Source organism: Pseudomonas sp. NPDC088890, from assembly GCF_044900155.1.
Taxonomy (GTDB): domain Bacteria; phylum Pseudomonadota; class Gammaproteobacteria; order Pseudomonadales; family Pseudomonadaceae; genus Aquipseudomonas; species Aquipseudomonas urmiensis.
The window spans coordinates 79,360-93,318 of sequence record NZ_JBJDNG010000015.1 but is presented as its reverse complement, the minus strand read 5'-3'; the positions used below and the strand labels follow the sequence as shown (position 1 = coordinate 93,318).

Below are 13,959 nucleotides of genomic sequence, written 5' to 3'. Positions count from 1 at the left end.
CTACGGCGTACCGGTTGAAGAAATCGTCGAAGGCATCAAGTACGGCGTGCGCAAGGTCAACATCGATACCGACCTGCGTCTGGCCTCGACCGGTGCCATGCGTCGCCTGATGGCGACCAACCCGAGCGAATTCGACCCACGTAAGTTCTTCGGCGAAACCGTCAAAGCCATGCGCGACGTCTGCATCGCCCGTTACGAAGCCTTCGGCACTGCCGGTAATGCCTCCAAGATCAAACCGATCTCCCTGGAAGGCATGTACCAGCGTTACCTGAAAGGCGAGCTGGCTGCCAAGGTCAACTGATCCGCACCCGTGCAGGAAAAACCCGCAGAGATGCGGGTTTTTTTATGGCTGCTGTTTAGCGCCATCGTGGAACAAGACCGGGCACGACCGTTAGTCGGTTTGGGCGAAGATATCCGACTGATAGCGTTCTGATTGCATTGCACCCGGCCAACCCCCGTCTAGAGTAGTTAATCGGATCCAATTGGTAGTGGCAGTCGCGCTTACAAGAGAAGCAGCATGGATGAAGCTCAACCCAATGCCCCGGATGGCCGATCCGTTCTGCTGGTTGTCGACGATTACCCGGAGAACCTGATCAGCATGCGGGCGCTGTTGGCCCGGCAAGACTGGCAGGTGCTCACCGCAAGCTCGGGGATGGAAGCCTTGAGCGCATTGCTGCAGCATGACGTGGACCTGGTCCTGCTGGATGTGCAAATGCCCGAAATGGACGGTTTCGAGGTGGCCCGGCTGATGCGCGGCAGCCAGCGAACCCGGCTGACGCCGATTATCTTCCTGACCGCCAACGAGCAGTCGCAAGCCGCGGTGCTCAAGGGCTATGCCGCAGGTGCGGTGGATTACCTGTTCAAACCCTTCGATCCGCAGATCCTCAAGCCCAAGGTGCAGGCGTTGCTGGAGCAGCAGCGCAACCGGCGCATGCTGCAACGCCTGACCCGCGAGCTGGAAACGGCCAGGGCGTTCAATGCATCGATTCTGGAAAACGCGGCCGAAGGCATTCTGGTAGTGGATGAGGCTGGCACCATCGGCTTTGCCAACCCGGCCATCTCGCGCTTGCTCGAAACGCCTGTGGATAAGTTGCAAGGCGCGCATGTGCTCGACCTGGTGCAATTGGTAACGGCCTGCCTGTGGCGCGAGTCAGAGTTTTATCAGGCGTACTTGGCCCGGCAGATCTTCCGCGTGCATGATGCCCAGCTGCGTACCCTCGGCGGCCAGTTGGTGCCGGTAGCGCTGTCCTGTGCACCCTTGCCGGCGGAGCAGCGCGCCATGGTGGTGACGGTGCTGGATATGTCGGTAGTACGCAGCCTGCACCAGCAATTGGAATACCAGGCGGTCACCGATCCGCTCACCGGCCTGCTCAATCGCCGCGGCTTCTATCAGGCCGCCGAGGGTGCGCTGCTGCGCAGTGAGCGCTCGGACAAAGCCCAGGCATTGATGTACATGGACCTGGATGGTTTCAAGCGGGTCAACGACTCGCTAGGTCATGAGGCCGGCGATGAGGTGCTGCGCCGGGTCGGCGAACAACTCAAGGACTGCCTGGGCAGCGAGGCCTTGCTGGCGCGCATGGGCGGTGATGAATTCACCGCGTTGTTCGATGGCTTGCCCTACCCGGAGCGGGCCGGGCGGTTTGCCGAGCAGGTGATCGAGCGCCTGTCGATTTCTCATCAGGTCGAGGGTGTGGATGTCTGCCTTGGCGTCAGCATCGGCATCGCCACCTACCCCGATTGCGGCGGCACGGTCGAAGGCTTGATCCGCGCGGCCGACACCGCGATGTACGCCGCCAAGCAAGCCGGTCGCCAGCAGTATCGCTTCTACGATCAGGAGCTCAATGGGCGGGCCCGGTCCCGCTTGATGCTCGAAGACGGGGTGCGATCGGCCATCGAACAGAAGGACTTCAGCCTGGTGTTCCAGCCTCAGGTGGCGTTCGCTGACGGGACATTGCGCGGCTTCGAGGCGTTGCTGCGCTGGCAGCACCCAAGCGTCGGCGACGTTCCGCCTGCGCTGTTCATTCCCTTGCTCGAGGAAACCCGTCTTATCAGCCGGCTGGCCAGCTGGATCTATGATCAGGGCGCCGCTCAGCGCCAAGCCTGGAATGAGCACTTCGCGCCTGAGCTGGTGCTGAGCATCAGCCTGAGCCGGATTCAGTTCGCCATGCCCAACCTGGTCGACGAGCTGCGCCGGGTGATCGAGGAGCACGGCCTACAACCTGCACAGCTGGAGGTCGAGGTGGCGGAAACCTCACTGATCTACAACATCGATGCGGCGATCAAGCAGGTCAAGCGCTTGCACGAGCTGGGCGTACGGGTGGCGCTGGACGACTTTGGCGCGGGTGAGTGTTCGTTGCGCATGGTCCGCGACTTGCCGATCGATACCCTCAAACTCGACCGTCATCTGGTCAGTCGATTGCCGGACTCGGCGGGTGATGCCGCGCTGGTGCGCAGTGTCATCGGCTTGTGCGCCGACTACGCCATCACGGTGATCGCCGAAGGCGTCGAGACCGCCGCCCAGGCCGCCTGGCTCAAGGCCAATGGCTGTGCCTATGTGCAGGGCTTCTTGGTGGCGCGGCCGATGACCTGCGCCGATGCCAGCGGCTTCCCGGCGATTTTCCCCTGGCCACGGTCATGATTGGCTAGAATCGCCTCTGCTTTCAGCGACCGCCGTGCCATGACCGAATTACGCTACTTGCAAGCCTACCCACCGCACCTGCAGGAGCAGGTGCGCCAGATGATTGCCAGCGACCGCCTGGGCGATTACCTGCGCCAGCGCTATCCAGGGCGCCACCAGGTGCAGAACGACAAAGCCTTGTATCTCTATGCCCAAGCGCTCAGGCAGGCCTATCTGCGCAGCGCGCCGAACCTGGATAAAGTGCTGTTCGACAACCGCCTGGACCTGACCCACCGTGCCTTGGGGCTCAATACCGCGGTATCGCGAGTGCAGGGCGGCAAGCTCAAGGCGAAAAAAGAGATCCGCATTGCGGCATTGTTCAAGGAAGCCGCGCCGCAGTTCCTGCGCATGATCGTCGTGCACGAGTTGGCCCACCTCAAGGAGCACGACCACAACAAGGCCTTCTACCAGCTGTGCCAGCACATGGAGCCGGACTACCATCAACTGGAATTCGACCTGCGCGTCTACCTGACCTACCGGGAGCTGCCGGGCACCACGTAAGGACCACCCAGCATGGATGTAAGCAAGACCAAGAGCAGTTTCTACCGTCGCCTCTACGTGGCCTGGCTGATCGACAGCCAGACCGCGACCAGCGTTCCCGCCTTGATGGAGGCCACTGGCATGCCCCGGCGCACCGCCCAGGACACCATCGCGGCCCTGGCCGACCTGGACATCGTCTGCGAGTTCGAGCAAGAAGCGGGTGCGCGCAACCATGCTGGGCACTACCGCATCCATGACTGGGGTGCGATCGACAAGCAGTGGATCATTCAGCACCTGCGCAAGATCCGTGAGGTGTTGCGGTATCCCTGAGCGCTATTGATCGTTTGGGGTGGCGTCGCTTCGCATCGTTTTCTCGCTCGTTTAGCATGTTGCTCTTCACGCTCAGGAATTTCCCAGATGTCGGCAAAACGCCAGGCCCTCGGCCCCCGCTTCATCAACTACGCCGCGATGGCCGACGGCGTCGCGACTTTGTTGTTCCCTCACGCCGAGGTGGTTGTGCATGACCTGGGCAGCCAGACCATCGTGCACATTGCCAACAATATCTCCAAGCGTCAGCTGGGCGATGATTCGTGCCTGGAGGACCTGCCCGCAGACCTCGATGGCGCGAACCGCCTGGGCCCCTACGAGAAACTCAACTGGAACGGTCAGAAGATCCGCTCGATCAGTAGCGTAATGGTAGATGAGGCGGGCAGGCCGGAAGCACTGCTGTGCATCAACTTCAACATCGGCGTGCTAGAGCAAGCCAAACACGCGTTGGAGCTTTTTTTCCAATCAAGCCGCCTACTGCCGCAGCCTGAAGCGTTGTTCAGGGACGATTGGCAGGAGCGCATCAACACGTTCCTGCATACCTGGCTGGCGCAGCGAAATCAAAGTCTGAACTCGCTTGATCGTGAGCAGAAACGTGAGTTGGTCGAAGCGCTGCACGGGGAAGGAGCGTTCCGCGGCAAAAGCGCTTATGACTACGTGGCCAACGTTCTCGGTATGGGCCGTGCAACGGTATACAAGTACGTCAAGCTCATCCGCGAGAGTTGACGGACTCAATCAGTCTGTCTGTGCATGCTTGTATTTTGTAGAAATTAATTCTACTGTGGATTTAATTTCTATATAAGGGTGCCGTGTGCGCGGCTTCCTACGTGCCAGAGGCTTTGCTGATGATCGACGTTCCTTCCCTTGCCGACTTGCAGCAGGCGATCCGCCAAGCGCACCAGGTGCTGCGCCCTCAGGTGGCGGTTACACCGCTAAGCCATAGCGCCAGGCTTTCAGCCATGACTGGGTGTGAGGTGTATCTTAAATGCGAGCATTTGCAGCACACTGGATCGTTCAAGTACCGCGGCGCCAGTAACAAGCTGCGCTTGCTGGATGCCGAGCAGCGGCGGCTTGGCGTGATCACTGCGTCCTCAGGCAACCATGGCCAAGGCTTGGCCCTGGCGGGCCGCGCATTGGCAGTACCAGTGACGGTCTTCACCACCCGTGACGCTTCGGTCTACAAACTTGAGGCCATGCGCACGTTGGGCGCCGAAGTTTGCTGCCTGGACCTCGACCCGCTTGGCGTCGAACTGGAGGCAGGGCGTCAGGCGCGCTTGCAGGGCAAGCCGTTCGTCTCTCCCTACAACGACTTCGACATCATTGCCGGCCAAGGCACCGTCGGCATGGAGCTGTTCGAGCAACTGCCTGAGTTGGACGCCGTGTTCGTAGCGGTGGGGGGGGGCGGTTTGATCTCGGGCATCGGCGCCGCGCTGCAAGGTCTTGCGCCGCGTACCCGGATTATTGGCTGCTGGCCGGCCAACGCGCCGACGTTGCAGGCCTCGCTGCAGGCGGGACGGATCATCGACATGCAAGAGCAGGAGACCCTATCCGACGGTACCGCAGGCGGTGTTGAGCCAGACAGCATCACCTTTGGCCTGTGCCAGCAACTGTTGAGCCAGACCGTGCTGGTCAGCGAGGCTGAAATCAAGGCAGCCATGCGGGATGCCGCCAGTTGTGAGCGCTGGATCATCGAGGGTGCTGCGGGCGTCGCCCTGGCTGGAATGAAAAAACTTGCCGAGGAGTATCGTGGCAAGAAGGTCGCGGTGGTGCTGTGCGGACGCAATATCGTTTTGGAGAAATTCCTCGAGGCCATTGCATGAAGGTTTTCGACAAGTCGGCGATCATGGCGGCGCTAGACGTCGAGCTGGCCCTGCAGCGTCTACAAGAAGGCTTCATTGCCTACTCTGCGGGCAAAGTTCAGGTGCCGCCGGTTCAGACCTTCAGTTTTACCCAGGCCAATGGTGATTGTTGCATCAAGTCGGCCTTTATCGAGGGCAGCGATACGTTCACGGTGAAACTGTCCACCGGTTTTTACGATAATCCTGGCAAAGGCCTGGACAGTAACGATGGGCTGATGCTGGTGCTCAGTGCTCATAGCGGCCAGCCGTTGGCACTGCTTGCCGACCAAGGTTGGTTGACCTGCATGCGCACCGCGCTGGCCGGTCGAATCGTGGCCAAGCTGCTGGCGCCGAACCAGGTCGAAGCGATTGGTATCCTGGGCACTGGCATGCAGGCGCGGCTTCAGCTTGAACAACTGATGAGCGTTACTGACTGTCGTCAGGTTGTGGTCTGGGGGCGTAGTGAGCCAGGGCTGCAGCGCTATCATGCGTTTGCCGAGACCCTGGGCTTCGCGGTACGGGCTGTGAGTGAGCCGCAGGCAGTTGCTGAAGCGGCTAACCTGATCGTCTGCGCGACCCCCTCGCGTGCAGCGCTGCTCAACCCAGAGTGGCTCCAGGCGGGCACTCACATCACCGCGGTCGGGGCCGATTGCCCCGGCAAGCAGGAGCTGGATCCGGCAGTGGTCGCCAGCGCGCAGCGAATCATCGTCGACTCTGCTGCCCAATGCAGTCAGTACGGCGAGGTATCTCACGCCTTGAAGGCTGGGCTGATTACCCACGACCAGCTGACCGAAATCGGCGTTGTACTCGCCGGACATGCCCCAGGGCGAGAAGCACATGAGCATTTGACCTTGGCTGACCTGACCGGCGTAGCCGTGCAGGATGCACAAATCGCCTGCAGCGTTTTCGAGAAACTCGTACGTTGATAGCCATGGCTCGCGACAAGTCTGGCAATTGCTTCAAATCACCCTTGATGGAATTCGGCCAAAATAGAGGCTATTTGACATTATTGTCGGCTGCGACCGGCTTTCGCCTTTGTGTACTCTGCCAAGCCTGTAGTGATGAGATCGCGCGTGAGCCCCTAATTGCGAAAGGACTTGAGCATGCGGCCACTGCTTTGTGTTGTTGGATTGCTGACGGTAATGCTGCTGCCCGCAGCATCGGCACAGGACAAGCTACGCCTGGTGTCCGACAGCTGGCCGCCTTTCACCGATACCGGCATGCCCGGCGGCGGCCTGGCCACCAGCATCGTCACCACCGCCCTGATGCGTGCGGGATATGCCAGCGAGTTCGAGGAGGTGCCTTGGGCCAGGGCGCTCAAGGGCGTGGCTGATGGTCGCTACGATGTACTGGTGAATGCCTGGTACAACGACTCGCGCGCGCTGATCGGCCAATTTTCCAAAGCCTACCTGACCAATCGGATTCGCCTGCTCAAGCGCCAGGGAGATGCCTTTAGCTACAAGCGCCAGGCCGACCTGTATCCCTACTCGATTGCGGTGGTGCGCGATTATGCCTACTCACCGGATTTCGACAGTGATACCCGCTTGAGCAAAGTGCCTGTGCGTAACTTCTCATCTGCCGTACGCATGCTGGCCGCAGGGCGGGTGAAGTTGGCAGTGGAAGACGAGTATGTGGCCCGCTACAACTTGCAGCGCGAGCCACAGCAGGTGCGCGATGCGGTGAGCTTCGTCGAGCCGCCGCTGGGGGAGAACAGCCTGCATATCCTGGTGAGCCTCAAGCATCCACAGCATCAGCAAATCGTGCAGCGGTTCGAGCGCGCAATCGTGGCGATGAAGGCCGATGGCAGTTATGCCCGGCTGTTACGCCAGCATGGGTTCTGAGGGGGCGGTGCAGGCCTTATCGCGAGGCAAGCCCGCTGCCACGAGAACAATTGATCACCCTGAAGGGTTGTAAGCCCGCGCCCGAGGGGACAATTGATCAGGCCTGAATGGGCAGCCGCCAATCCTCAGGCGGGAGAGCCTTCCTTGATCAAGTGAGCGGCCATGGTCCGCAGCGGTCCGAGCTGGCGACAGATCAACGCCAATTGCGTCTGCACCAGGCGTTGATGCTCATCCAGCTCCTCTGGCATTTGCTCCAGTGCATTGGCCAGGGCCTCTTCCTCATCACTGTGGATCGCCACGGGTAGCCGCGCTGCCAGGCCATTGGCGATCTCTTCCAAGCTCTTGGCCAAGCTCTGCCCGGCACCCTCGATCAACTGCTCATGCACCTCGGCCGGCAACGCCGTATCACGGTGCGCACCCAGCCCGGACAGATAGCTGAGCAGGGTGTGCGAGAGCACCAGGAAACGGAAGCCGACATCTGCCTCCTTACGGAAATGCCCCGGCTCCATGAGCATGTTGGCCAGGGTGGTCGACAGCGCTGCATCGGCGTTGTGCGCGTTGCGCCGGGCCAGGCGATAGGCCAGGTCGTCACGCTTGCCATGGGCGTATTGCTGCATGATCTGGCGCAGGTAGGCGCTGGCGCAGCTGAGGGTGTTGGCCAGCACCTTGTTCAAGCGCCGCCCCTGCCAGTCGGGCAGGAACAGGAACACTGCCAGAATGGCGATCAGGCTGCCGACCAGGGTATCGAACAGGCGCGGCAGGAACAGCCCGTAGCCATCGCCGATCTGGTTGAAGCAGAACAGCACCATCAAGGTAATTGCGGCGGTGGCCAAAGTGTAGCGGGTGGTACGGTTGACGAAGAACACTACACCCGCCACCACCGCGAACATCGATTGGATGATCGGGTTGGGGAACAGATCGAACAGCGCCCAGCCCACCGTCAAGCCGATGGCCGTGCCGAAGATCCGTTGCACCAGCTTGCGCCGGGTCGCGCCGTAGTTGGGCTGGCAGACGAACAGCGTGGTGAGGATGATCCAGTAGCCTTGGGTCGGGTGGATCAAATGCACCATGCCATAGCCGATCGACAACGCCAGCGGTAGGCGCAGGGCGTGGCGGAACAGCAATGAAGTGGGCGTGAGCTGCGTGCGCAGCCGGCTCCAGACATCCTTGAAGGTGCGTGGCGAGCGGTCGAGCAGGCTGCTGTCGCTGGCGTCGGCGAGGCTGTCCGGGTTGCTCGCAGCACCGAGCAGGCGGTCGAGGGTAGCCAGGTTACCGGCCAGCGCGCGCAACGAGCGCAGCAGCCCGCGCCAGGCGGGGTTGCTCTGGATGCGCAGGTGTTCGAGCGAGGCGTGCAGGTCTTCCAGTGCTTCGGCAAAGCCGGTGCCATAGACGAAGGGCTGGCGCAGGCGGATCGATTCGGCCAGCTGCTGGCAGGCCGAGCCTTGCTGGCGTAGCAGGCGTTGGCAACGGAACATCACATCGCTGTGGAAAAACGCTTCGGCCAGCGCATTGTAGGGGTAGTGCGAGGCGCTGACCCGCTCATGAATATCCTGGGCCAGGAAGTACAGCTTGAGGTAGCGACTGACCTTGGAGTTCGGCTGGCTGTTGCCGACCCGGTGCAGAATGATTTCCTTGGCTGCGTTGAGCGCTGCCACCACCTTGCCATTTTGCTGGGCCAGTTCCAGGCGCCGGGCCTCGACGTCGAGGTTGCGGATCGGCTCGAACAGGTTGGCCTTGAGCTTGAGGTAGCGGCCCAGCTCATTGAACAGCTTGGCCAGGCTCTGCTGCACCGGCTGGTTGGAGAACAGCGCCTGCCACAGCACCGAGAGCAGGCCATACCAGGCGGCGCCGGCTACCAGCAGCAAAGGCTCGTGCCAGAAATCGGTGACTTCGCCACCGCGCTGGTCCACGCCGATCATGGTGTACACCGACAGAATCAATGTTGCCGAGGCGATTGCCCCGTAGCGTTCGCCCAGGGCGCCGAGCATGGTCAGGCAGAACGCGGCCAAGGCCAGCGAGATGGCGAAAATCCACGGATAGGGGAAGAGCAGCTCGACTGACAGTGCGGCGATGGCAAAACACACCAGGGTCACCAGCAGCGCGCTGAGCCGGCCCTGCCAGCCGTCGTCGGTCTCGGCCAGGGCGCTGGCGATGATCCCCAGGAACAGCGGGATCAACAGGTTCATTTCATCCTGGTACCAGCACAGGGCCATGCTGCCGGTGAGGGCGACGGTTACCCGGATGCTGTAGCTGAACTTGTCTTGGCCCCACAGGCGACGCAGAGAATGGCGAAACGAGCTCGATGACATGATGGCCTGCTGGCAGTGATCGAATGAGAACCTGTTCAGTGAATGCCATTGCAGCTGGGGTCCGCTGCGCGGCCCTTCGCGGGCAAGCCCGCTCCCACAGAGTTTTGCGCTGGCCGCTGTGGGAGCGGGCTTGCCCGCGAAGGGCCGCGCAGCGGACCCAGCTTTGATGCATCCTGGCACGGACCAGCAAGAAGCGTTCCGTGCTGAAAGGATTCTACCTTACACGAACTGCGCGGCGGCGTTAGCCGAGGCCCAGGCCCACTGGAAATTAAACCCACCCAGATGGCCGCTGACGTCCAGTACTTCACCAATGAAGTACAGCCCCGGGCTCTTCAGCGATTCCATGGTCTTGGACGACACCTCGCGGGTATCCACCCCGCCAAGCGTCACCTCAGCAGTGCGATAGCCCTCAGTCCCGGCCGGCACAACCTGCCAGGCCGCCAGCTTCTCGGCAATCTGCACAAGCTCGGCCGGGGTGTACTGCTTCATCGGCTTGGAGACGAACCACTGATCAGCCAACAGGTTGGCCAGCTTGCGCGTGAACACCTCGCCCAGCACGGTCTTCAGTTCGCTGTTGGCGCGCTCGGTCTGTTGCTGTTGCAGCCAGTCGAGGGCATCGCGGTCCGGCAGCAGGTTGATCTCGACCGTGTCGCCTGCCTCCCAGAACGAAGAGATCTGCAAGATCGCCGGGCCACTCAGGCCACGATGGGTGAACAGCAGGTTCTCGCGGAAGCTGGTGCCGTTGCAGCTGGCGGTGCAATCGAGCGAGGTCCCCGAGAGTTCACTGCACAGTGCCTTGAGCTGGGGCTCGGTGATGGTGAACGGCACCAAACCTGCGCGGGTGGGCAGCAGGCTGTGGCCGAACTGGCGTGCGACCTGATAGCCAAAGCCGCTGGCGCCCAGGGTCGGAATCGACAGACCGCCGGTGGCGATCACCAGCGACTGGCAGGCAAACGGCCCAGCGCTGGTGTGCAGGCGATAACCGCTGTCGGTCTTGTCGATGGTCTCGATGCTGGTTTCCATCCGCAGCTCGACCCCGGCATCGTCACATTCGGCGAGCAGCAGGTTGAGGATGTCGCTGGACTTGTTATCGCAAAACAGCTGGCCCAGCTTCTTCTCGTGATATGGCACGCCATGCTTGGCCACCAGCTCGATGAAGTCCCACTGGGTGTAGCGGGCAAGCGCCGACTTGCAGAAATGTGGGTTGTGCGAGAGGAAGTTGCCAGGCTCGGTGTACAGGTTGGTGAAGTTGCAGCGCCCGCCGCCGGACATGAGGATCTTCTTGCCCGGTTTGTTGGCGTGGTCGAGCAGAAGCACACGGCGCCCGCGTCGGGCACTGAGTTGAGCGCACATCAGGCCGGCGGCGCCAGCGCCGAGGATGATCACGTCGGTGGAGTGCAAGATAGTTTCCCTGCGAACGATGAAATAGGAGGTCGACGCCACCCTGGTAGGAGTGGGCTTGTCCTGCGATAGCGTGAGGAGGGTCAACGACGTTGCCTGGTCGACCGCTATCGCGGGCAAGCCCGCTCCTACAGGGCACGTGGTGCTGCTTAAAGGATACGAACTTTCAGCGAACGGCCCTTGATCTTGCCGCTGTTGAGCCGCTGCATGGCCTGCTTGGCCAAGGCCCGCTCCACCGCCACGAAGGCCTGGAAGTCGAAGATGGCGATCTTGCCCACCTGCTTGCCAGGAATCCCCGCATCACCGGTCAGCGCGCCAAGGATATCGCCTGGGCGCAGCTTGTCCTTGCGTCCGGCGGCAATGCACAAGGTGGCCATGACCGGCAGCAGCGGTTCGCCGCCTTTGTTCTTCAGGCTGTCCAGTTGCTCCCAGCGCAGCGGGCGCTTCTGCAACTGCTCGATGGCCTGGGCGCGATGGCCTTCGGCCGGTGCCACCAGGCTCACCGCCACGCCTTTCTCGCCAGCGCGACCGGTACGGCCAACGCGGTGTACGTGGATCTCGGCGTCGCGCGCCAGCTCAACGTTGATCACCATGTCCAGGCCATCGATATCCAGGCCACGGGCGGCGACGTCAGTGGCCACCAGTACCGAGCTGCTGCGGTTGGCGAACATGGCCAGCACCTGATCGCGGTCACGCTGCTCCAGATCACCATGCAGGGCCTGGGCAACGATGCCCTTGGCGGTGAGGTGGGCAACCACCTCTTCGCACTGCTGCTTGGTGAAGCAGAACGCCACGCACGATTCAGGGCGATAGTGGCCAAGCACCCGGGTCAGCGCTTCGAGGCGCTGCTGTGGGTCGATCTCGATAAAGCTCTGCTCGATCTGGGTTTCGCTGTGCAACGCTTCGACCTTGACCTGCTGCGGCTTGCGCATGAAGTCTGCGGCCAATTGCTCGATGCCGCTTGGATAGGTGGCGGAGAACAGCAAGGTCTGGCGGCGCGCCGGGGTCTTGCCGATGATGCTGGCGATGGCGTCGAAGAAGCCCATGTCGAGCATCCGGTCAGCTTCGTCGAGCACCAGGGTGTTGAGCCCGTCGAGCACCAGGGTGCCCTTGTCCAGGTGCTGCTGCACCCGGCCTGGGGTGCCGACGATGATGTGCGCGCCATGCTCCAGCGAGGCGATCTGCGGGCCGAGCGAGACGCCACCGCACAGGGTCAGGATCTTGATGTTGTCCTCGGCCCGGGCCAGCCGGCGCAGTTCTTTGGCGACCTGATCGGCCAGCTCGCGGGTCGGGCACAGGACCAGCGCCTGGCAGCCGAAGTAGCGCGGGTTGATCGGGTTGAGCAGGCCGATGCCGAAGGCGGCGGTCTTGCCGCTGCCGGTCTTGGCCTGGGCGATCAGGTCCTGGCCCTTGAGGATGACCGGCAGGCTCTGGGCCTGGATCGGGGTCATCGCGGCATAGCCGAGGGCGTCCAGGTTGGCCAGCATGGCGGCGGACAGCGGCAGAGTGGCAAATGCGGTGGATTCGGTGGTCACGAGGCGGGCCTGCGTTGCGAAGCGAAAAATGCCGCACAGTCTACCAGCCTCGTGGCCATTCGCCCTAAGGTTCGATCTCCGGTTCCGGACGACGGGCACGCCTTCCGTCTGTCGGCGCCAGTTGCAGGAAGATCGCCGCCGCCAGCATGGCCATCAGGCCGATGGTGAAGAAGGTCAGCTGAAACGCGCCCAGGGTGGTTTCCACGCCTTCGGCGCTGCCAGCCGCGGTGAAACCGCCAAGCAAGGCACCGGCGCAGGCCACGCCCAGGCTCAGCGACAGCTGCGCGACCACCGACAGCAAGCTGTTGCCACTGCTGGCGCTGGCGTCGTCCAGGTCGATCAGGGTCACTGTATTCATCGCGGTGAACTGCAGCGAGTTGACCGCGCCGAGCAAGGACAACTGCACCAGCAGCAGGGCGTAAGGCGTCTGCTCGTCCACCAGGCCCAGGCTGGCCAGCAGAATGCCCAGCAGCAAGGTATTGCCGGTGAGGATGATCCGGTAGCCCAGGCGTTCGATCAGCGGCCTGGCAATTGACTTGGCGAGCATCGCCGCCGCCGCCAGGGGGATCATGCTCATTCCCGCCTGGGAGGGTGAGTAGCCCAAGGCGATCTGCAGCAACAACGGCACCAAAAATGGCAACGCGCCGCTGCCCAGGCGAGCGAACAGGTTACCCAGGATGCCGATGGCAAAGGTCCGCACGCGGAACAGGCTGGGCGAGAACAGCGGCTCCGGATCGCGCCCGGCGCGCAGCCAGTAGGCCGCCAGGCACGCCATGCCGGCGAACAGCAGCAACATCACGCGCAAGTGCGGCAGGTGCAGCTCGCCCAGGCCTTCCATGGCGATGGTGATCAGTACCATCGCCGCGCCGAACAGAATGAAGCCCGGGGCATCGAAGGTGGTCCGTTCCGTGCCGCGCAGGTCGGGGATGAACTTCCATACCGCATAGCAGCCCAGGGCGCCCACCGGCAGGTTGAGCAAAAAGATCCAGTGCCAACTGAGGATCTCCACCAGCCAACCGCCCATCGTCGGCCCGAGCAGCGGGCCGAGCAGGCCGGGAATGGTGATGAAGCTCATGATCCGCACCAGCTCCGAGCGCGGATAGGCGCGCAGGACCACCAGGCGCCCCACCGGCAGCATCAGTGCGCCGCCCAGGCCCTGGATGATCCGGGCGATGATCAGGAAGGTCAGGCTGTTGGCGATGGCGCACAGCAGCGAGCCGAAGCTGAATAGCAGAATCGCGCTGAAGAAGATCCGTTTGGTGCCGAAGCGATCGGCGATCCAGCCAGAGGCCGGAATCAGCAGGGCGACGGTGAGCATGTAGGCGATGATCACGCCTTGCATGCGCAGGGGGTCTTCTTCGAGTGAACGGGCCATGGCCGGCAGGGCGGTATTGAGGATGGTGCCGTCCAGCGACTGCATGAAGAAGGCGATGGCCACGACCCAGGGGATCCAGCGGGCGGTGACGGGGTCCAGCGGCGGGCGTTCGGACATAAGCAACCTTCGCGTCGAGAGCAACTGAGCGGGGCTCGTGGGAGCGGGCTTGCCCCGCG

12 protein-coding genes are annotated in these 13,959 nt (G+C 62.4%); 8 read left to right on the top strand and 4 right to left on the bottom strand.

Going from position 1 to position 13,959, the window contains the following annotated elements; genetic code table 11:
- From ACI2JX_RS23190 to ACI2JX_RS23155, 8 genes are all read left to right on the top strand, one after another.
- Window positions 1-301: class II fructose-bisphosphate aldolase (locus ACI2JX_RS23190; protein ID WP_404691069.1), on the top strand; the 301-nt coding region annotated here is incomplete at its 5' end.
- Window positions 302-517: 216 nt separating this feature from the next.
- Window positions 518-2,638: a putative bifunctional diguanylate cyclase/phosphodiesterase gene (locus ACI2JX_RS23185; protein WP_404691068.1), complete on the top strand. Its 2,121-nt coding sequence runs from the start codon at window positions 518-520 to the stop codon at window positions 2,636-2,638.
- A 39-nt stretch (window positions 2,639-2,677) separates the two neighbouring features.
- Window positions 2,678-3,178: a M48 family metallopeptidase gene (locus tag ACI2JX_RS23180; RefSeq protein WP_264236706.1), complete on the top strand. Its 501-nt coding sequence runs from the start codon at window positions 2,678-2,680 to the stop codon at window positions 3,176-3,178.
- Between the two features lie 12 nt (window positions 3,179-3,190).
- Window positions 3,191-3,487: a winged helix-turn-helix domain-containing protein gene (locus tag ACI2JX_RS23175; RefSeq protein ID WP_264236707.1), complete on the top strand. Its 297-nt coding sequence runs from the start codon at window positions 3,191-3,193 to the stop codon at window positions 3,485-3,487.
- Between the two features lie 87 nt (window positions 3,488-3,574).
- Complete coding sequence (locus ACI2JX_RS23170; protein WP_264236708.1) at window positions 3,575-4,210, top strand: transcriptional regulator; 636 nt, start codon at window positions 3,575-3,577, stop codon at window positions 4,208-4,210.
- A gap of 119 nt (window positions 4,211-4,329) precedes the next feature.
- Window positions 4,330-5,304, top strand: a complete 975-nt coding sequence (locus tag ACI2JX_RS23165; RefSeq protein ID WP_404691067.1) for a threonine/serine dehydratase — start codon at window positions 4,330-4,332, stop codon at window positions 5,302-5,304.
- Window positions 5,301-6,248, top strand: a complete 948-nt coding sequence (locus ACI2JX_RS23160; protein WP_404691066.1) for an ornithine cyclodeaminase family protein — start codon at window positions 5,301-5,303, stop codon at window positions 6,246-6,248. The genes ACI2JX_RS23165 and ACI2JX_RS23160 overlap by 4 nt, the downstream gene beginning before the upstream one ends.
- 177 nt (window positions 6,249-6,425) lie before the next feature.
- Window positions 6,426-7,163, top strand: coding sequence for a substrate-binding periplasmic protein (locus tag ACI2JX_RS23155; protein WP_404691065.1), 738 nt, complete (start codon window positions 6,426-6,428; stop codon window positions 7,161-7,163).
- A gap of 125 nt (window positions 7,164-7,288) precedes the next feature.
- Here the strand turns inward: ACI2JX_RS23155 and yccS are convergent, their stop codons facing one another.
- The 4 genes from yccS to mdtD all read right to left on the bottom strand — a co-directional run bounded on the left by yccS (window position 7,289) and on the right by mdtD (window position 13,900).
- On the bottom strand, window positions 7,289-9,472 hold the full coding sequence (gene yccS / locus ACI2JX_RS23150; protein WP_404691064.1) for a YccS family putative transporter: 2,184 nt from the start codon (window positions 9,470-9,472) through the stop codon (window positions 7,289-7,291).
- Window positions 9,473-9,691: 219 nt separating this feature from the next.
- Window positions 9,692-10,873 carry an NAD(P)/FAD-dependent oxidoreductase gene (locus ACI2JX_RS23145; RefSeq protein WP_186557529.1) on the bottom strand — a complete coding sequence of 394 codons (1,182 nt, stop codon included), beginning with the start codon at window positions 10,871-10,873 and terminating at the stop codon, window positions 9,692-9,694.
- A 149-nt stretch (window positions 10,874-11,022) separates the two neighbouring features.
- Entirely contained in the window at window positions 11,023-12,360 is a 1,338-nt protein-coding gene (gene dbpA, locus ACI2JX_RS23140) for an ATP-dependent RNA helicase DbpA (RefSeq protein ID WP_264082888.1), read from the bottom strand.
- Window positions 12,361-12,472: 112 nt separating this feature from the next.
- Window positions 12,473-13,900 (bottom strand): multidrug transporter subunit MdtD, encoded by a 1,428-nt coding sequence (gene mdtD, locus ACI2JX_RS23135; protein ID WP_186557527.1) that lies wholly within the window; start codon window positions 13,898-13,900, stop codon window positions 12,473-12,475.
- Window positions 13,901-13,959: the final 59 nt, after the last annotated feature.

Excerpts from the sequence above, each read along its gene's own strand:
- ACI2JX_RS23185 (WP_404691068.1), top strand. The coding sequence starts at position 518 with ATGGATGAAGCTCAACCCAATGCCCCGGATGGCCGATCCGTTCTGCTG.
- ACI2JX_RS23180 (WP_264236706.1), top strand. The coding sequence starts at position 2,678 with ATGACCGAATTACGCTACTTGCAAGCCTACCCACCGCACCTGCAGGAG.
- ACI2JX_RS23175 (WP_264236707.1), top strand. The coding sequence starts at position 3,191 with ATGGATGTAAGCAAGACCAAGAGCAGTTTCTACCGTCGCCTCTACGTG.
- ACI2JX_RS23170 (WP_264236708.1), top strand. The coding sequence starts at position 3,575 with ATGTCGGCAAAACGCCAGGCCCTCGGCCCCCGCTTCATCAACTACGCC.
- ACI2JX_RS23165 (WP_404691067.1), top strand. The coding sequence starts at position 4,330 with ATGATCGACGTTCCTTCCCTTGCCGACTTGCAGCAGGCGATCCGCCAA.
- ACI2JX_RS23160 (WP_404691066.1), top strand. The coding sequence starts at position 5,301 with ATGAAGGTTTTCGACAAGTCGGCGATCATGGCGGCGCTAGACGTCGAG.
- ACI2JX_RS23155 (WP_404691065.1), top strand. The coding sequence starts at position 6,426 with ATGCGGCCACTGCTTTGTGTTGTTGGATTGCTGACGGTAATGCTGCTG.
- yccS (WP_404691064.1), bottom strand. The coding sequence starts at position 9,472 with ATGTCATCGAGCTCGTTTCGCCATTCTCTGCGTCGCCTGTGGGGCCAA.
- dbpA (WP_264082888.1), bottom strand. The coding sequence starts at position 12,360 with ATGCTGGCCAACCTGGACGCCCTCGGCTATGCCGCGATGACCCCGATC.
- mdtD (WP_186557527.1), bottom strand. The coding sequence starts at position 13,900 with ATGTCCGAACGCCCGCCGCTGGACCCCGTCACCGCCCGCTGGATCCCC.